Origin of the sequence: Bradyrhizobium japonicum USDA 6, from assembly GCF_000284375.1 — a bacterium.
GTDB classification, from domain to species: domain Bacteria; phylum Pseudomonadota; class Alphaproteobacteria; order Rhizobiales; family Xanthobacteraceae; genus Bradyrhizobium; species Bradyrhizobium japonicum.
On record NC_017249.1, the window covers coordinates 7,119,603 to 7,137,303 of the forward strand.

18 protein-coding genes are annotated in these 17,701 nt (G+C 64.2%); 8 read left to right on the forward strand and 10 right to left on the reverse strand.

Translation table 11 applies throughout. The features are described from left to right. Positions 1 to 134 precede the first annotated feature (134 nt). A complete protein-coding gene (locus BJ6T_RS33355) occupies positions 135 to 1,028 on the forward strand; it encodes a sugar kinase (protein ID WP_014496984.1) in 894 nt (297 codons plus the stop codon). Between the two features lie 19 nt (positions 1,029 to 1,047). Then, complete coding sequence (rbsK, locus tag BJ6T_RS33360) at positions 1,048 to 1,953, forward strand: ribokinase (RefSeq protein WP_014496985.1); 906 nt, start codon at positions 1,048 to 1,050, stop codon at positions 1,951 to 1,953. Positions 1,954 to 2,117: 164 nt separating this feature from the next. Here the strand turns inward: rbsK and BJ6T_RS33365 are convergent, their stop codons facing one another. Then, positions 2,118 to 3,338, reverse strand: a complete 1,221-nt coding sequence (locus BJ6T_RS33365) for an NAD(P)/FAD-dependent oxidoreductase (protein WP_014496986.1) — start codon at positions 3,336 to 3,338, stop codon at positions 2,118 to 2,120. A 242-nt stretch (positions 3,339 to 3,580) separates the two neighbouring features. Here BJ6T_RS33365 and BJ6T_RS33370 point away from each other — a divergent pair, with 242 nt between their 5' ends. Both BJ6T_RS33370 and BJ6T_RS33375 read left to right on the forward strand, forming a co-directional pair. Next, positions 3,581 to 4,375: an enoyl-CoA hydratase/isomerase family protein gene (locus BJ6T_RS33370; RefSeq protein WP_014496987.1), complete on the forward strand. Its 795-nt coding sequence runs from the start codon at positions 3,581 to 3,583 to the stop codon at positions 4,373 to 4,375. Continuing rightward, the gene (locus tag BJ6T_RS33375; RefSeq protein WP_014496988.1) at positions 4,372 to 4,953 is read left to right on the forward strand and encodes a histidine phosphatase family protein; all 582 of its coding nucleotides are present in this window, start codon (positions 4,372 to 4,374) and stop codon (positions 4,951 to 4,953) included. The genes BJ6T_RS33370 and BJ6T_RS33375 overlap by 4 nt, the downstream gene beginning before the upstream one ends. On the opposite strand, the gene BJ6T_RS33380 is transcribed toward BJ6T_RS33375, so the two are convergent. The 4 genes from BJ6T_RS33380 to BJ6T_RS33395 form a co-directional block, all read right to left on the reverse strand. Next, complete coding sequence (locus BJ6T_RS33380) at positions 4,946 to 6,286, reverse strand: TRAP transporter large permease (RefSeq protein WP_014496989.1); 1,341 nt, start codon at positions 6,284 to 6,286, stop codon at positions 4,946 to 4,948. The two genes, BJ6T_RS33375 and BJ6T_RS33380, sit on opposite strands and share 8 nt — an antisense overlap. After that, positions 6,283 to 6,861, reverse strand: a complete 579-nt coding sequence (locus tag BJ6T_RS33385) for a TRAP transporter small permease (RefSeq protein ID WP_014496990.1) — start codon at positions 6,859 to 6,861, stop codon at positions 6,283 to 6,285. Before BJ6T_RS33385 ends, BJ6T_RS33380 begins: the two co-directional genes overlap by 4 nt. Positions 6,862 to 7,014: 153 nt before the next feature. Next, the gene (locus tag BJ6T_RS33390; protein WP_028169757.1) at positions 7,015 to 8,010 is read right to left on the reverse strand and encodes a TRAP transporter substrate-binding protein; all 996 of its coding nucleotides are present in this window, start codon (positions 8,008 to 8,010) and stop codon (positions 7,015 to 7,017) included. A 61-nt stretch (positions 8,011 to 8,071) separates the two neighbouring features. Next, positions 8,072 to 9,790 (reverse strand): IlvD/Edd family dehydratase, encoded by a 1,719-nt coding sequence (locus tag BJ6T_RS33395; RefSeq protein ID WP_039229569.1) that lies wholly within the window; start codon positions 9,788 to 9,790, stop codon positions 8,072 to 8,074. Between the two features lie 172 nt (positions 9,791 to 9,962). Between BJ6T_RS33395 and BJ6T_RS33400 the strand changes: the two genes are divergently transcribed. Next, positions 9,963 to 10,649 (forward strand): GntR family transcriptional regulator, encoded by a 687-nt coding sequence (locus BJ6T_RS33400; protein WP_014496993.1) that lies wholly within the window; start codon positions 9,963 to 9,965, stop codon positions 10,647 to 10,649. A gap of 16 nt (positions 10,650 to 10,665) precedes the next feature. On the opposite strand, the gene BJ6T_RS33405 is transcribed toward BJ6T_RS33400, so the two are convergent. The 3 genes from BJ6T_RS33405 to BJ6T_RS33415 form a co-directional block, all read right to left on the reverse strand. Beyond that, the gene (locus BJ6T_RS33405; RefSeq protein WP_014496994.1) at positions 10,666 to 11,124 is read right to left on the reverse strand and encodes a MaoC/PaaZ C-terminal domain-containing protein; all 459 of its coding nucleotides are present in this window, start codon (positions 11,122 to 11,124) and stop codon (positions 10,666 to 10,668) included. Positions 11,125 to 11,223: 99 nt separating this feature from the next. Next, a complete protein-coding gene (locus BJ6T_RS33410; RefSeq protein ID WP_225894998.1) occupies positions 11,224 to 11,601 on the reverse strand; it encodes a hypothetical protein in 378 nt (125 codons plus the stop codon). A gap of 32 nt (positions 11,602 to 11,633) precedes the next feature. Continuing rightward, positions 11,634 to 11,897, reverse strand: coding sequence for a GlsB/YeaQ/YmgE family stress response membrane protein (locus BJ6T_RS33415; protein WP_028169758.1), 264 nt, complete (start codon positions 11,895 to 11,897; stop codon positions 11,634 to 11,636). 193 nt (positions 11,898 to 12,090) lie between these two features. Here BJ6T_RS33415 and BJ6T_RS33420 point away from each other — a divergent pair, with 193 nt between their 5' ends. Together BJ6T_RS33420 and BJ6T_RS33425 are read left to right on the forward strand one after the other, a co-directional pair. Beyond that, on the forward strand, positions 12,091 to 12,996 hold the full coding sequence (locus BJ6T_RS33420) for a transglutaminase family protein (RefSeq protein WP_014496997.1): 906 nt from the start codon (positions 12,091 to 12,093) through the stop codon (positions 12,994 to 12,996). 31 nt (positions 12,997 to 13,027) lie between these two features. Further along, entirely contained in the window at positions 13,028 to 13,858 is an 831-nt protein-coding gene (locus BJ6T_RS33425; RefSeq protein ID WP_014496998.1) for a potassium channel family protein, read from the forward strand. Positions 13,859 to 13,926: 68 nt separating this feature from the next. On the opposite strand, the gene BJ6T_RS33430 is transcribed toward BJ6T_RS33425, so the two are convergent. After that, entirely contained in the window at positions 13,927 to 14,751 is an 825-nt protein-coding gene (locus BJ6T_RS33430) for an NAD-dependent epimerase/dehydratase family protein (RefSeq protein ID WP_014496999.1), read from the reverse strand. Positions 14,752 to 14,842: 91 nt separating this feature from the next. On the opposite strand from BJ6T_RS33430, the gene BJ6T_RS33435 reads away from it, so the two are divergent. Beyond that, positions 14,843 to 15,811: an SMP-30/gluconolactonase/LRE family protein gene (locus BJ6T_RS33435; protein ID WP_014497000.1), complete on the forward strand. Its 969-nt coding sequence runs from the start codon at positions 14,843 to 14,845 to the stop codon at positions 15,809 to 15,811. A 267-nt stretch (positions 15,812 to 16,078) separates the two neighbouring features. Here the strand turns inward: BJ6T_RS33435 and BJ6T_RS33440 are convergent, their stop codons facing one another. Continuing rightward, a complete protein-coding gene (locus tag BJ6T_RS33440; protein ID WP_014497001.1) occupies positions 16,079 to 17,509 on the reverse strand; it encodes an aldehyde dehydrogenase family protein in 1,431 nt (476 codons plus the stop codon). Positions 17,510 to 17,701: the final 192 nt, after the last annotated feature.

Below are 17,701 nucleotides of genomic sequence, written 5' to 3' on the forward strand. Positions count from 1 at the left end.
TGGTCGTATTCCGGCCCCATGCCGACCTCAAGCGCTCGGGCGGCAGATTTGCGAATAATTTCAGCTTCCCCAGAGCGGAACCGGTGTTAGAGTAAGCCCGCCGGCCGGACCACCCAGCGCATCACGGACAACCAATGCAGGCTCTCTTTATCGGTCAGACCTATATCGACGTCGTCTTCATCACCGACCACATGCCGACAGGCGACGAAAAGCACGTGGCAACGGACTACGCGGTCTCCTTCGGCGGCAACGCGGTGACGGCGGCGTTCTGCTGCGCCAAGCTCGGCATCGTGCCCGATCTCATCGCCACGGCGGCCAATGACTGGCTGGGGCGCATGTTCCAGGACATGTGCGCGAAATACGCGATCTCGCTGCACGGGCGGAAGGTGAACCAGTCCTCGCTGTCCTTCATCATGCCCAAGGACGGCAAGCGCGCCATCGTCCGCTGCCGCGACGACGAGCACATCCATCCGTTCCCGATGCTCAATCTCGGCGGCTGCCGCGCCCTGCACATCGACGGCCATCAGCCCGATGCCGCGATCCATTATGCAAAGGTCTGCCGCGAGGCCGGCATCCTGACATCGCTCGACGGCGGCGGCCTGCGCACCAACACGCATGAGCTGCTCGCATTCATCGACGTCGCCATCGTCGCCGAACGCCTGTGCGAGCAGATGGACCTGACGCCGGAGAAGATGCTCGACTACCTCAAGAGCCGCGGCTGCAAGATCGGCGGCGTCACCATGGGTGAGAAGGGCCTGCTCTGGTACAATGAAACGGGTGCGGTCGAGGTCATGCCAGCGATGCCGATCCCGCGCGAGCGCGTGATCGACACCAACGGCGCCGGCGACGTCTTCCATGGCGCCTATGTCTATTCCTACCTCGCCCATCCCGGCAAAAGCTGGCGCGAGCATTTTGATTTTGCCCGCGCCGCCTCGACCTTCAAGATCCAGCGCCTCGGCAACGAGGCCGGGCTGCCGACCCTTGTGGACATCGCCAAAGTCAGGCACGAGTTCGAAGTCAGGGTCTAGGGTTTTGTAAGGGCATATCATGGGGCGCGTCTTTATCGCCGGCAGCATCAACATGGATGTGGTGGCGACCGCCGATCGCCATCCCAAGGTCGGTGAGACCGTCGCCGGCCGGCAGGTGCTGTATTTTCCCGGCGGCAAGGGCGCGAACCAGGCCGTCGCGGCGTCGCGACTCGGCGTGAAGACCACGCTGATCGGCCGGCTTGGCAAGGATTCCTTCGGCGCTGAGTTGCGGACGTTCCTCGGCGCGCAGGGCATCGATCTCGGCTCCGTTCGGGACGCCGACACGCATAGCGGCACCGCGATCATCACGGTCGCGGCCTCCGACAACACCATCGTCGTCATCCCCGGCAGCAATGCGCTGGTCGGCGCCGACGATGTCGCGGACGTTCCGCTGGCGAAGGGCGATGTGGCCGTCAGCCAGTTCGAGATTCCGCTGCCGACGATTGCCGCCTTCTTCCAACGCGCCCATAGCGCCGGCGCCACGACGCTGCTCAACCCGGCACCCGCGCAAAAGATGTCCTCCGAGCTGCTGGCGCTCGTCGACATCCTCGTGCTGAACGAGACCGAGCTCGGCTTCCTCGCGGGCGTGGAGCTTGCGGAGGAGGATACTGCGGCGCGCATCATCGAGGTCGCGCGAAAACTTCAGGCGCGCGCGGACCAGACCATCTGCATCACGCTCGGCAAACGCGGCGTGCTCGCGCTGGCAGGCCGCGAGGAGTTCGCGGTGCCCGGTCGCGCGGTGAAGGCGATCGACACCACAGGTGCCGGAGATTGTTTTGTGGGCGCGCTCGCGTCGCAGCTTGCGAGCGGAGTGCAACTGCGTGCCGCACTCGCCTTCGCCAACGCGGCCGCCTCGATCAGCGTGCAGCGGATGGGCGCAGGTCCCTCGATGCCGACGGCTGCGGAAGTGGCGGCTGTTCTGTAGCACGACGCACTTTCTTCACCTCGCCCCGCTTGCGGGGAGAGGTCGGATTGCATCGAAGATGCAATCCGGGTGAGGGGGAGTCTCCACGAGTCGAACGATCACCGTCCCCGTGGAGAGTCCCCCTCACCCCGACCCTCTCCCCGCAAGCGGGGCGAGGGAGAAGATCAGGCCAGCGCGCTCTTCAGGTCGAAGCCTTCATCCGCGGCCTGCTCCGGCGTGATCGAGCGCTCCAGTCCGAACAGCCGGCGGCCGAACATGTGGTCGCCGGCGCGGTTGACCGACTCGATGCCGAGCAGTCTGTCGCCCTTGTAGCAGAACGCCGAGAACGCTTTCTTCGCGGGATCGCCGCGCAGCACGACGCGGTCGTAGCCGGTGGTCAGCCCCGCCATCTGGAGCTTGTCGTCGCCCTGGTCGCTCCAGAACCAGGGATGGCTGTCGTAGGCCTTGCGGTCGCCGGTCAGCCGCGCCGCGAGGCAGCGGGCGTGATCGGTGGCGTTCTGCACCGATTCCAGCCGCTGCGATCCGCCAAAGCGCGGACTGGCGAACAGCGCGCAGTCGCCGATCGCGGAGATGTCAGGATCGGACGTCGAGAGATATGCGTCGACGATGATGCCGGCGGCGACGGGAAGCCCCGCCTCCGCCGCAAGCTCGATGTTCGGCAGCACGCCGACACCGACCACGACGAGGTCGGCCGGCAGATGCCTTCCGTCGCTCAAGGAAACGCCGGTGACCTTGCCGCCCTCCGCCTCGATCGAGGTTGCCTGCACACCGAGGTGAATGCGGATGCCGGCCTCGCGATGGCGCGCCTGAAAATACTCCGAGACCTCCGCCGTCACCGCGCGCGCCATCACGCGCGGGGCGAGCTCGAGCACGTCGACCTCGAGGCCCTTGATCCGCGCGGTGGCCGCGAATTCGAGGCCGATGAAGCCGGCGCCGATCACCACGACACGCGACTTCGACGGCATGATCTGTCGCAGCGCCTCGCTGTCGTCGAGGATGCGTAAGTATTTCACGTCGGGCAAATTCGCATTCGGCAAATCAAGCAGCCGGTTGCGCGCGCCCGTGGCCAGCACGAGGTGGCCGTAAGGCAGCGTCTCGCCGGATGCGAGATGCACCTTGTGGCCGGCGCGATCGATCGACACCGCGCGGCCCGCGATCAGCTCGATCTTCTGATCCTGGTAGAATTTCTCCGGCCGGAACATCAGGCTCTCCGGACCGGCCGAGCCCTTGATATAGGCCTTGGACAGCGGCGGCCGCTGATAGGGCAGATGCGCCTCGTCGTTGATCAGGCAGACGCGATCGGAGAAACCCGCCTGACGCAGGGATGCCGCGACCTGGTAGCCGCCATGGCCGGCTCCGACAATGATCACCGGACCACCCGTCATTGGAACAGCCCATTTCCGGAGACACGAGCGTCACCCATGTCGTCTCCTCTCTCGCTGATATTGGCTTGGCTTGCCCAGGAGGAGCCGGCGCTCGTGTCCGTTCCTAAACGAAGGCGGCCCATTTGAGCCCATCATTCCGTCCTGCGCAAGAGCGGCATGCGGGGCACTGGCGGCCGGGGATTGTCACCCCCGACCTTCTGCGATTTAGTTGCAGCAACGACCTCATGCCGGGGATATTCCAGATGCCAGCTCCCGTCTCCAAACCCGATGATCCCGCCCTGCTGCGGATCGACGGCCCGATCGCAACCATCACGCTCAACCGCCCCGCCGCGTTCAACTCGGTCAACCTTGCAATCGCGCAGAAGCTCGAACAGCTCGCGACCTATCTCGAAGGCGCCGACGACATCAGGGTCGTCGTGCTCGAAGGAGAAGGCCGCGCCTTCTCGGCCGGCGGCGATCTGCAGACCATCGGCGCTGCGGCCGAAGCCGGCACGGTCACGCCGGTCGTCGGCGAGCTGCTGAAGCATTATCACGCCTTCATCGAGATCATCCGGCGCATGCCGAAGATCTCGCTGTCCAGCGTGCACGGCTCGGCGGCCGGCGCCGGCATGGGCCTCGCCTTCGTCACCGATCTCTGCATCGCCGCGGAGGATGCCAAGTTCACGCCGGCCTATGCCAAGATCGGGGTGTCGCCGGACGGCGGCTCGACGGTCGGGATCGTCGGTACGGTCGGATCGCGACGTGCGCTCCAGATATTCCTGTCGGAGGACAATTTTACCGCGCAGCAGGCCTATGAATGGGGCCTGGTTGCGAAGGTCGTCCCCGCTGCGGAGCTGAAGGCCGCCACGCAAAAACTCGCCGAGCGCCTGGCGCAGAATCCGCCGGCGGCGATCGCCGGCACCAAGTCGCTGGTCTACCAGGCCGCGACCACGCCGGTGAAGCAGCAGCTCGATGCCGAGGAGCACAAGATCATCATGGCGATGAACACGGAGGATTTCCGCGTCGCCGTGAATAAATTCACGAGCAAGGGCAAGTGAGCGCGCCGGCACCGGCGCGCTCGTTCTGCGGCCTGCGCCATGGCGCGACCGACTGGAATAGGCAGGGGCTGTTCCAGGGACGAACCGACAACCCGCTGAACGCGGACGGCCTTGCGCAGGCGCACGAGGCCGCGGACATGTTGCGCGGTACCGGCATCAGCCGAATCGTCGCGAGCCCGCTGGTGCGCGCGGCACGAACGGCCGAGATCATCGCGGACGCCATCTCGGTGCCGCTCTCGATCGACGACGGCATCAGCGAGTTCGATTTCGGAAGCTTCGAGGGCCTCCCTGTCCGCGACCTCATGATCAAGCACGGCGTCAACTCGGCGACGGGCCTCGTCTCGATCCTGCCCGCCGACGGCGAAAACTGGGACGCAATGACCGAACGGTCGCTGGCTTGCGTCTCCGCATGGCTCGACCGTCATCCCGACGACGACTTCCTGTTCGTCTGCCACGACGCGGTGATGCAGGGAATGGCGAATTCGCTGTGCGGCAGCTATTTCAAGAACAGCCACGGCACGCCGTTTCGCTACCTCCGCGAAGGCAAGCAATGGCGCGTCGAGCGGCTCGTCACTTAGGACAGATGTAGCCCGTCCCTGCCGGCGATTTGAAGCACCCGACCGACTCCGGCAGCACGTGCTGCGGCAGCCACAGCACCACGCTCGGGAAATAGATCGCAAACGCGATCGTGGCCAGGAACACCACATAGATCGGCAAGGCGGCGCGTAAAGCCTTGGCGAAACTGATGCCGACAAATTTCGAGGCCATCAGCAGCACCAGGCCGTATGGCGGCGTGATCAGGCCGAAGGCGAGCGTGGCGATCAGCACCACGCCCATGTGCACGGCGTTGATGTCGCCGGCCTCGGTCAGCGCGTTGACCAGCGGCATGAAGATGATGATGGTCGGCACCGGCTCGATGAAGTCACCGACCACGGTGAAGAGCAGCACCATCAGCAGCATGATCAGATGCGGATCGTTGCCGGCGATCGAGGTGATCCACTCGGCGATATAGGTCGCACCGCGCAGATAGGCGAGCATCCAGCCGAAGGCGTTGGCGGCGCCGATGGTGATCAGCGGCAGCGAGAAGATCAGGCCGGCGAGACAGAAATCGTACGGGATCTTCCTGATATGCCCGCGGTTGAGCGCGGGGATCACGACGATGACGATCCAGGCGACGGCGACGACGCCGGCTTCCGTCGGTGTGAACCAGCCGGTGAGGATGCCGCCGAGCAGGATCACAGGGATCATCAGCGGCAGGGCAGCATCGCCGGCCGCGAACACGATCTGCCGCAGCGGCGCGCGCGGCTTTCGCAGACCGGACGGGCCGAAGAAATAGCAGTAGATCATCAGGCCGAAGCCGATCATCAGGCCCGGCACCACGCCCGCCATGAACAGGCCGGCGATCGAGACGTTGCCGACGGCGCCATAGACCACCGCCGTGATGCTCGGCGGCACCAGCGCAGCGATGGTCGAGGCAGAAGCGATGATGGCGGCGATGAAGGCGGGCTCATAGCCCTCGCGCTTCATCGGGCCGCCCAGCGCGCGGCTCATCACCGCGACGTCGGCCGTGGTCGAGCCGGACATTTCCGAGAAGAACATGCTGAAGACGACCACGACCTGCGACAGCCCGCCCCTGATATGCCCGACCAGCGACACCGAGAGATTGGCTATTCGCACCACCACATTGGCCGAGCTCATGAGTTCGCCGACCAGCAGGAAAAACGGGATCGCCAGCAGCGCCTCGGAATCGACGCCGTCGAAGATCTTCTGGATGATCGCGGCGAGCGAGACGTCGGACAGGATCGCACCGATGAACACGCCGGCCATCAGCGAGAACGGCACGGGCACGCCGAGATAGCCGAACGACAGGAAGCAGATCGACATCAATGCCAGGACAATTGGTGCGCTCACGGCTGCGCCCTCATCTGCACGTCCGTGATGACGGGCGCTCCGTCCTCTTCGGGCGGCTCGCGATGGTCAAAGCCGTTGCGCAAGCCGTTGACGAGCTGCTCGATGGTGAACAGGCCGATCAGCACGCCGGACAGCGGGATGATCGCATAAAGCGAGGCGATCGGGGTGCCCGATGGCAGGCGAAAACTGCCGAAGCCGCGGAGATAGTTCTGATAGCCGTACCAGACCAGGCAGAAGGCGACGCCGAGCACGACGAGGCGGATGATCACCTCGACGATCAGCCGCGATGTACCGTGCATGGCCTCGGAGATCGCGGTGAGATAGAGGTGGTCATTGCGCCGGGTCGCCGCCGCCGTTCCGATGAAGATCGCATAGATAAACAGCGTCGACGTCACCTCCTGGAGCCACAGCCAGGGATGGCCGATGGTGCGGGTGATGATGTCGGCGGTCACCGACAGCGAGAAGCCGAAGCAGAGCACGCCGCAGAGGATCATCAGCGCAAGTTCGAGCCAGTCGAGCGCGCGCCATTTCAGGTGGCGTTGCCGTTGCACCAGCAGTTTGTCGGCGATGGCCATTGTTGCTCCCGGCTGCAGCTTTCCGTCATGACCGGGCTTGTCCCGGCCATCCACGCACCTGGTGCGGGCTCGAAGGAAGAACGTGGATGCCCGGGGCATCTGGCGCGAAGGCGCGCTTCGCGCTTCCGCCCGGGCATGGCGAATTCGCTGGAACTAATTGACCGACCGGATCAAATTCTTGATCTTCTCGGCATGCGGGCCGAGATCCTTGGCGAGCTTGTCGAGATAGGGATCGGCGATCACCGTAAAACTCTTCTTGTCGACGTTGTCGACGATCTTCACGCCCATCTTCTTCAGCTTGTCGGCCGCGGTGCGCTCGAGGTCGAACGCCTTCTGCGGCTCCTTCGTGCTGATCTCGTTGGCAGCCGCCTGTACCCATCCCTTCTGCTCCGCCGATAGGCTCTGCCAGAGCTTGTCGGAGATGAACACCAGCGCGTTGTTGGCTTCGTGCTCCGTAATGTTGAGGACCGGGGCAACCTCGTAGTGCTTGTTGACGAGGTAGACGTTGATACTGTTCTCGGCGACGTCGACGACGCCGGTTTGCAAGCTGGTGTAGACGCTGCCGAACGGCATGTGCACGGTCTGGGCGCCATAGGCCGGGAACATCATGTCCTCGGTCGCGGTCGCCTGGACGCGGATCTTCAGCCCCTTGATGTCGCCGACATTGTGGATCTCCTTCTTGGAGTACATGTGGCGCACACCCTGCGAGCCGGTCGCGATCACGTGCAGGCCCTGCGTGGTCTCGTCGATCATGGCTTTCAGCGCCTCGAAGACGCGGGGATCGGCGAGGCCTTTGACCACGTGGTTTTCGTCGCGGAACAAATAGTGCAGCGACATGACGCCGGCTTGCGGCGAGATCGTCGCGGTATTGGCGGAGGAGATGATCGAGAACTCGACGTCGCCGGCTTTCACGAGCTGGAGCACCTGCGGCTCCTGCCCGAGTTGCGCGCCCGGATACTGGTCGATGATCATGGTGCCCTTGCTCAATTCCTTGAGCTTGTCGGCAAAGAGGTCGCCCGCGATGGAATAGCCGGTGTTGCGCGGCTGATCGTAGGCAAAGCGATAATGCTTCACCTCCTGCGCCCCGGCCCCGGTGACGAAGAGTACGGCGGCCATGGCCACCAACCCACGCATGGATCGTGCAATCATCGTTTCCCCCTGTTTTATCGCCCGCCGCTTGTGCGGTCTGAGCGCTCGTTCGGGTGGTTCGTCACCCCTTCCCAGTCTGCTTCCCGGTCCTCTGCATGAAATCGAAGTCGCAGCCCTCGTCGGCCTGCATGATGGTCTCGTTGAACAGCCAGGCGTAGCCGCGCCGCGCTTCCTCACGCGGCGCTGCCGGCTTCAATGCGGCACTGCGGCGCTCCAGCTCGGCGGCATCGACCAGCAGCTCGATGCTGCGCTTGGCCACATCCAGGCTGATCATGTCGCCGTTCTTCACCAGCGCCAGCGGCCCGCCGACGGCGGATTCCGGGGTGATGTGGAGCACGATGGTGCCGAACGCGGTGCCGCTCATGCGCGCATCGGAAATGCGCACCATGTCCTTGGTGCCGCTGCGCGCGAGCTTCTTCGGGATCGGCAGGTAGCCCGCCTCGGGCATGCCCGGCGCGCCCTTGGGGCCGGCATTGCGCAGCACCAGCACGTCGTCGGAGTTCACGTCGAGCTCGGGATCGTCGACCCGCAAGGTCATGTCCTCGACGGATTCGAACACCACCGCGCGTCCGGTGTGCTTCAACAATTTCGTGCTCGCGGCCGATTGCTTGATCACGGCACCGCGCGGGGCGAGATTGCCGTGCAGGACGGCAAGGCCGCCTTCCTTCTTGATCGGATTGTCGCGCGGACGGATCGCATCCTGGCCCGGCACGTCCTCCGCATTCGCGACGACATCGCGCAGCGTCTGGCCGCTGATGGTCTTCGCGTCGAGATCGACGAGATCGCCGAGCTGCGCCAGCAATTTTGGCACGCCGCCGGCGTGGTGGAAATGCTCCATGTAATGTTCGCCCGACGGCTTGAGGTCGACCAGCACCGGCACTTCGCGGCCGATCTGGTCGAACACCTCGAGATCGAGGCGGTGGGGCGAGCGGTGCGCCATTGCCGTCAAATGGATCAGGCCGTTGGTCGAGCCGCCGATCGCCTGGAGCACGACCTGCGCATTCCTGAACGAGGCCGACGTCAGCACTTCGCTCGGCTTCGGCCCCTTGGTCTTGGCCATCTCGGCGGCAACCCTGCCGCTCGCTTCGGCGAGGCGAAAGCGTTCGGCATGCGGCGCGGGAATCGTCGCGCTCATCGGCAGCGACAGGCCCATGGCTTCGATCATGCAGGCCATGGTCGACGCCGTGCCCATCACCATGCAGGTGCCGACCGACGGCGCGAGGCGGCCATTGACCGCCTCGATCTCGGCATCGTCCATTTCGCCGGCGCGGTACTTGCCCCAAAGACGGCGGCAGTCGGTGCAGGCGCCGAGCACCTCGCCCTTGTGGTGGCCGACGACCATGGGACCGACGGGAATGACCACGGTCGGCAAATCGGCGCTGATCGCGGCCATGACTTGCGCGGGGAGGGTCTTGTCGCAGCCGCCGATCACGATCACCGAATCCATCGGCTGGGCCCGGATCATCTCCTCGGTGTCCATCGCCATCAGGTTGCGCAGATACATCGAGGTCGGATGCGCAAAGCTCTCGGCGATCGAGATGGTCGGGAACACGAACGGCATCGCGCCCGACAGCATCACGCCGCGCTTGGCGGCTTCGATGATCTGCGGGACGTTGCCGTGGCAGGGATTGTAGTCGCTATAGGTGTTGGTGATGCCGACGATCGGGCGCTCCAGCGCGTCGTCGGAATAGCCCATGGCCTTGATGAACGCCTTGCGCAGGAACAGCGAGAAGCCGGCATCGCCATAGCTCGTCAGACCCTTGCGCAAACCACTCGTCATCATGCCACTCCTCTAGTTGCCATTGTGGTACAGCCTACCCCCCGATTGTCAATAAGATCGGTCCATATTGTCGCAGTTTCTGGCCTGGGACGCCGCTTGTGACACGAATTATTGACAATCTACCCCGTCCCTGCTCCACAAGACGGACCGGCCGAAGCCGGAGGCTGAGGGGATGTCCGACATTCGCACCGCTGAGGCAATGCCGGTCCGGCGCGACGACCCGGACGACGTCGTCGCGCGGCTGGAGGAGGACATCATCTTCGGCCGCCTGCCGCCGGGGGCGCGCCTGACCGAAGACGCGCTGATGTCGCGTTACGGCACCTCCCGCCACTTCGTGCGCCAGGCCTTGGTGGATGCGGAGCGCCGCGGCATCGTCCGCCGCGAGAAGAACGTCGGCGCCACCGTGCGGTTCTACTCGGCCGAGGAAGTCCGGCAGATCTACGAGGTCCGCGAGATGCTGACGCGACAGGCCGCGCTGATGATCCCCCTGCCCGCGCCGCAAGCCCTGATCGACGAACTCTCCGCCTTGCAGCGGGACTATTGCGCGAAGGCCGACATCCGCGACCTGCGCGGTATCCACGAAGCCAACGACGCCTTCCACGTCGCGCTGTTCGCAGCCTGCGGCAACCCCTATCTGGTGCGTTCGCTCCAGGACTACATGAACCTGACCCTGCCGATGCGCGCCAAGAACCTCGCCGATCGCGATGGCCTCGCGCAGTCGCGCCGTCAGCACGAATTGATGATCGAGCTGTTGAAGGGCCGCGACAGCTGGGCGCTGGCACAGCTGTGTGTGGATCACATGCAGTTCAGCAAGGCGGATTATCTGGCGCGGATTTCAGGGGGCGAGGCACGGCAATAAGCTTCGCTTCGACGTCTCAGGAGTTCGGAACCGGCCGGCACGCGACGAGGACTGTGCCGATGCATTGCAGCACGATTTCGCGTTTCTGATTACGGAGATGTATCTGGTTGCGGACGATCCCCCTGTCGGAATGCGACTTGGTTTCGCGCTTCTCCAGGATTGCCACCTCCAGACCAAGCTCGTCTCCGGGGCGCACCGGCGCAGGCAGCCTGAGTTCATCAAAACCGAGCCCGGCCATGACACGAAGCGAAAAGGGCTGTGTCTTGCTCAACAATGAAATGAGGATCGCGAAGGTGTGAGCACTTGATGCCGTCAGCCCCGCAAAAACCGAGCGCGCGGCAGCTTCCTCATCGACATGAAATGGTTGCGGGTCGAACTTCTTGGCAAATTCAATGATCTCGTCCTTCGATACCTGATACGGGCCCGCCGTCCGCAATCTGCCGACCTCAGCCTCGTCGAAATACAGGATGGCCATCAACGCCTCCCAAGCGCTGGCTTGATGTGATGCAACTCTACCCGTCCCGCCGCTCAAGGTCCGCAGATGGCGCGGATCGGCGCTACCGCACATGCACGTTCAGTACCGCCTCAGCAGACCGCGATCCACGCCGGCATCGCCATAGTCGGCGCAGGCCCTTTTCGGATCCCTGACCAAATCCGTCCGGACGCGCCTGAACGTCTTGGCGGCCGCGTCCGAAACCTCGGGACGAAATTTACCGGGATCGTAGCTCTCGCCGTCGCGGGCCTTGATGGCGGCGGCATAGGCGTCGATCATGGCCATCGCGGCCTCGGGGCTGCCGAGCAGCCGGGCGCCGAGCTGAACGCCCCCGGCGCCATCGACCTCGTAACCGTCGCATCGCTGCTCCAGCACGACGGATGCGGTCACGAGCTGGTCAAGGAATGTCGCCTCGGCATCGCTGAGGGCTGCGGCTCGCGCCGGTCCTGAAACGATCATGGCTAGCATTGCGACGGCTGATAGCGTGATTTTCAAGCGCGGCCCTGACGACCCATGACAAGCCCGTACAGGAAGAGGAGGATGATGGCTCCGACGACGCTGCCGATGAACCCGGCGCCCTCCCCGAACCGATACCATCCCACGGCCTGGCCGAGCCAGGTTGCGACGAATGCGCCGACGATTCCCAAAACCGTCGTCAGGATGAACCCCGTGGGCTCGGACTTGTCGCCGGGCATGATGAATTTCGCGACCACGCCGACGATAAATCCAATGATGATCGTCCAAAGGATACCCATGTCCATCGCTCCATTCGGTCGGTTTGCACATCAACGTCTGAAGGAATGCGTGATCGCTTGATGGGCCAGACGATCCCGGGAACGACGTTGATCTAGATCAATGGGCGGAAGCGGCCGGGCCGAAAGCTGGTGCCTGCTCTCTCTTGCGCGGGAAGGCGCTCAATGCGCTCCGCAATGCGAAGCGGATCAGTGCATGGCGATCATTGGCGAGATCACGCACACCACGACCTACCGCTATGCAAAGCCGGTGACGTTCGGCACGCACCGGGCGATGTTCCTGCCGCGGCGCGGCGCCTCGACCCGGCTGCTTCGCTGGTCCGCAGCTACCAGCCTGCCGTCAAAGGTGCATTGGGTCACCGACTCCCGCTCCAATGCCGTCACGGTGATGGACTTCAGCGAACCCGGCAGCGAGCTGACATTCACGTTCAAGGTTCGTGGCGTCTATTTCGGCATCAAGGGTCTGGAGACATTTCCGCTGGAGCCCCGGGCCGAGCAGGTCCCCGTGCAGTACACCCCGGACGAATGGACCGACCTTGCCGGCTACCTGTGCCCGCACGCCGACGATGCAGACGGCAGCCATGCGGCGTGGACCAAGAGCTTCGTTGCCGGCGATCAGGATCGGACCGCCGACGTGCTGCGCCGAATGCTCGGCATGTTTCGCAGCGACTTCAGCTATCGCGGCAGAGATGCCGAAGGCACACAGTCACCCGGCGAAACGCTGCGCACGAAATCGGGCACATGCCGGGACTTCGCCTGGCTGATGATCGAGACCTTGCGCCGGCTCGGCTTTGCCGCGCGCTTCGTCAGCGGCTATCTCTATGATGCGGCGCTCGATGGCGGCGCCGTGGGCATGACCGGCTCCGGCGCGACCCACGCATGGGTGCAGGTATTCCTGCCCGGCGCCGGCTGGCTGGATTACGATCCAACCAACAGTTTGAGCGTCGGCTTCGACCTCATTCCGGTGGCCATTGCGCGGCATCCGGGCCAGGCCGTGCCGCTGACCGGCTCGTGGTTCGGCGATCCCGGCGACTATTTGGGCATGTCGATCAATGTCGCCGTCAACAAGATCGGCGAAATGCTCGATCCTTCGGAAGCGTAGGCTACCGAGATAGGCGCGGCGGTCGCTGACCATGGCATTTTATCGCAACAGCACGAAGAGACATGGGCCGCTCGACGCCGTCGCCGTCCCGTTTGAGGCCCTGAAGGGCAGGATCCGGCAACTTTACGAAGGCGACACGTTCGGCTGCATAAAATTCCGATACGCCCTGCTCGCGCTGGACATCGTCACGGTTCTGTTCATCATCGCGACCTCGTTCCTGCCTCGCAACAGGGCCATCGAGTCCCTCGATGTCGTGTTCGGCGTGCTGATCCTTGCGGATTTCGCCGCACGGATGATCATCAGCCGTCAACCGCTGCATGACCTGGCGCGACTTTCGACCTGGACCGACATCGTCGTCATCATTTCGTTCCTTGCGCCGCTGGCCGGAGAGGCCGGCGGCTTCCTGCGCGCATTTCGAACTTTGCGGCTGCTGCGCGACTACCAAATGGTGGCGCGGCTCCGGATCGACAGCCCCTTCTTCCGGCGAAATGAGGAAGTGGTCTTTGCCGTCGCGAACCTCGGCGTGTTCATCTTCGTGATGACCGGGATCGTCTACGAGACGCAGAAGTCTCACAATCATCAGATCGCCAACTATGCCGACGCGCTCTACTTCACGGTCACCGCACTGACCACCACCGGCTTCGGCGACATCACCTTGCCCGGGACCGTCGGCCGCCTGATCACCGTCGTCATCATGATCTTTGGCGTGACCCTTTTCCTGAATCTCGCCAAGGCACTGCTCGCGCCCTCCAAGGTACGCTTCCCCTGTCCGGTTTGCGCCCTGCAGCGGCATGATGTGGACGCCGTGCATTGCAAAGCTTGTGGCACCGTATTGAACATTCCCGATGAAGGCATGGACTAGGCTGCATGCCGGCGAGTGCCGCGGAGAGGCCCCCTCACCTCATGACCGGGGAGAGGGGGCATGGCATTTCAGCGCTTATTCCAGTCGATGATCCGGCTCGCATCGCCGTCGAACTCGTTGCTGCAGAACGCGCCGCCCTGGTAATGGTCGCCGACCGGATCCGGCTTCAGCTTGGCCTGCTCGGCCATCGCGTGCTCGCGGAAATCCTCGGCGCGGCCGGTGGGGCGATAGCCGAATTCGTAGGCGCGGTGGTTGTCCCACCAGGCCCGCTCGTTGAGGGAGGCGCCGTAGAAGACCTCGAAATGGATGTCGGGATGTTCGAGCCCGATGCGGCAGAGCTGCACGAGGTCGTCGGGCTTCAGCCAGATCGAGAGCCGGCGCTGGTCGAGCGGCATGTCGCCGAAATTGCCGATGCGCAGGCAGGTCACCTTCAGGCCGTGCTTGTCGGCGTAGAGCGCACCGACGGCCTCGCCGAACACCTTGCTGACGCCATAACGACCGTCGGGGCGCGGGGTGACGTCGGTCCCGATCCTGTGGTGGCGGGGATAGAAGCCGACGGCGTGGTTGGACGAGGCGAACACCACGCGCTTGACGCCCTTGCGGTAGGCGGCCTCGAACAAATTGTAGCCGCCGATGATATTGGCCTGGAGGATTTGGTCCCAGGTGCCTTCGACCGAATAGCCGCCGAAATGGATGATGCCGTCGACGCCCTCGCAGATCGCCTCGCACTGCGCGAGATCGGCGAGATCCGCCGCCTTGAATTGTTCGTTCGCGCCGAGATCGGCGGGCGGCTTGATGTCGGAGAGCAGGAGATCCGGATAGATCGGCGGTAGCAGCTTTCGCAGGCTCGTGCCGATTCCGCCCGAAGCTCCCGTCATCAAAATACGCGGCATGTCTTCCCTCGCCTGTGGTGACCGATTTGCGGCCGTAGATAACTGATGCTAGCAGACTTGGACAGAGGGAACGCAACAAAGAGACCTGCACATGAACGATGCATCGTCCCACACTCAAGGCTGGCGACCGGCGACCTATTACCCCGATCCGGCGATAAAAGCACTGGACCCCCGCTTCGAAAAATACTGGCTGAAGCTGTCGGCCGTGGAGCGGCTGGCGACCGGCCTGCGCTGGGCCGAGGGTCCCGTGTGGTTCGGCGACGGGCGGTATCTGCTCTGCAGCGACATCCCGAACCAGCGCATCATCAAGTGGGAGGAGGAGACCGGCGCGGTCTCGAATTTCCGAAAACCCTCGAATTTCGCCAATGGTAACACCAGGGATCGCCAGGGCCGGCTGGTCACTTGCGAGCACGGCGGCCGTCGCGTGACCCGCACTGAGCATGACGGCGAGATCACCGTGCTGATGGATCAATTCAATGGCAAGCGATTGAACTCGCCGAACGATGTCGTTGTTAAATCGGACGGCTCGATCTGGTTCACCGATCCGATCTTCGGCATCCTCGGCAATTACGAGGGCTACAAGTCCGAGCCCGAGATCGACATGAACGTCTACAGGCTCGACCCGGAGACCCGCAAGGCCACCGTCGTCGCCGAGGGTGTGCTTGGGCCGAACGGGCTTGCCTTCTCGCCGGACGAGAAGATCCTCTACCTCATCGAATCCCGCGGCGTGCCGACCCGCAAAATTCTCGCCTATGACGTTTCACCTTCCGGCGACAAGCTTTCGAACAAACGCGTCTTCGTCGATGCCGGCCCCGGCACGCCGGACGGATTCCGCGTCGACATCGACGGCAATCTCTGGTGCGGCTGGGGCATGGGCGATCCCGAGCTCGACGGCGTCGTGGTGTTCGCGCCCGACGGCGTCATGATCGGCCGCATCGCGCTGCCCGAGCGCTGCGCCAATCTCTGCTTCGGCGGCGTCAAGCGCAACCGCCTGTTCATGGCGGCGAGCCAGTCGATCTACGCGCTGTATGTGAACACGCAGGGTGCGTTGGGGGGATAGGCTCTCCACAGCGACGGTCTCGTAGGGTGGGCAAAGCGAAAAGCGTGCCCACCATTCCTTGCCGACTCGTGATGGTGGGCACGTCGCTACGCGCCTTTGCCCACCCTACGAAATCTCTCCTCCGTCATTGCGAGCGAAGCGAAGCAATCCAGAATCTCTCCGCGGAGACAGTCTGGATTGCTTCGTCGCTCCGCTCCTCGCAATGACGGAACAAAAAACGCCGGAGCGGCTTCCCGCTCCGGCGTCTTGTTGTTCAGGCGCTAAAGCTCACGCCGCGTTGAAGCCCGCAACCGCCTTCACTTCGAGGAAGTCCTCGAGGCCGTACTTGCCCCACTCGCGGCCGTTGCCCGACTGCTTGTAGCCGCCGAACGGCGCGGTGCGGTCGTTCGGCACGCCCTGCAGGTTGACGTTGCCGGCGCGGATCTGCCGGCCGACGCGCTTGGCGTCCTCGACCGAAGCACCCGTGACGTAGCCAGCAAGGCCATAGGGCGTATCGTTGGCGATCTGCACCGCGTCGGCTTCGTCCTTGGAGCCGATGATGGTCAGCACCGGTCCGAAGATCTCTTCGCGCGCGATGGTCATCTCAGGCGTGACGTCGGCGAAGATGGTCGGACGGACATAGAAGCCCTTGTTGACGCCTTCGGGCAGGCCCGGGCCACCGGCGACGAGCGTTGCGCCCTCGTCGATGCCCTTCTTGATCAGGCCCTGGATCTTGTCCCACTGGCCGCGGTTGACGACCGGGCCGATGGTGGTGCCTTCGGCGCGCGGATCGCCCGCCTTGGTCTTGTCGGCGACAGCCTTCGCGATCGCGGCGACTTCCTTCATCTTCGACAGCGGCACGATCATGCGCGAGGGCGCGTTGCAGGACTGGCCGGAGTTGTTGAACATGTGCATCACGCCGCCGGTCACCGCCTTCGTGAGGTCGGCGCCTTCGAGAATGACGTTCGGCGACTTGCCGCCGAGCTCCTGGCTGACGCGCTTCACGGTCGGCGCGGCGCGCTTGGCCACGTCGATGCCGGCGCGGGTCGAGCCGGTGAACGAGATCATGTCGATGTCGGGATGCTCGCTCATGGCGGCGCCGACCTCGGGGCCGAGGCCGTTGACGAGGTTGAACACGCCCTTCGGCACGCCCGCTTCATGGAGGATTTCCGCGAAGATCAAAGCCGAGGTCGGAGTGAACTCCGACGGCTTCAGGATCATGGTGCAGCCGGCGGCAAGCGCGGGCGCGACCTTGCAGGCGATCTGGTTCAGCGGCCAGTTCCAGGGCGTGATCATGCCGACCACGCCGATCGGCTCGCGCAGCACCATGGCGGTGCCGACCGGTTCCTCGAAATGGTAGTTCTTGAGCACGTCGAGCGTGGTCATGAGATGGCCGAGGCCGGCGCCGGCCTGGAGCTTCTCCGCCATCGGCAGTGGCGCGCCCATCTCGTCGGAGACGGCAGCGCCGATCTCCTTGAGGCGGCCCTTGTAGATCTCGATGACTTTGGTGAGCAGCGCGACGCGCTCCTCGCGGCTGGTCTGGGAGAAGGTTGCAAAGGCGCGCTTGGCAGCAGTGACGGCCTTGTCGACGTCAGCCTTGGAGCCCAGCGCAACCTCGTACATCGCCTCTTCCGTCGCGGGATTGACCACGGCGGTGGACTTCTTGACGGCGGGATCGACCCAGGCGCCGTCGATGTAGAATTGCATGCGATTGACCATCGTTAACCTCTTCTTGGGGGCTTGGAGGGGGCGTTTCGGCAGGCATCCTTGCACGAAAGCGCCGGCAATTGAACCCGCCATATGCGGGGCCAGCGTTGCGGCGGACGGAGGATATATGAGCCGATGGCGGGAACGAGGCAAGGCTCCCGCCGATGTCATTCCGGGACGCGCCCCTTGGCGCGGGCCCGGAAT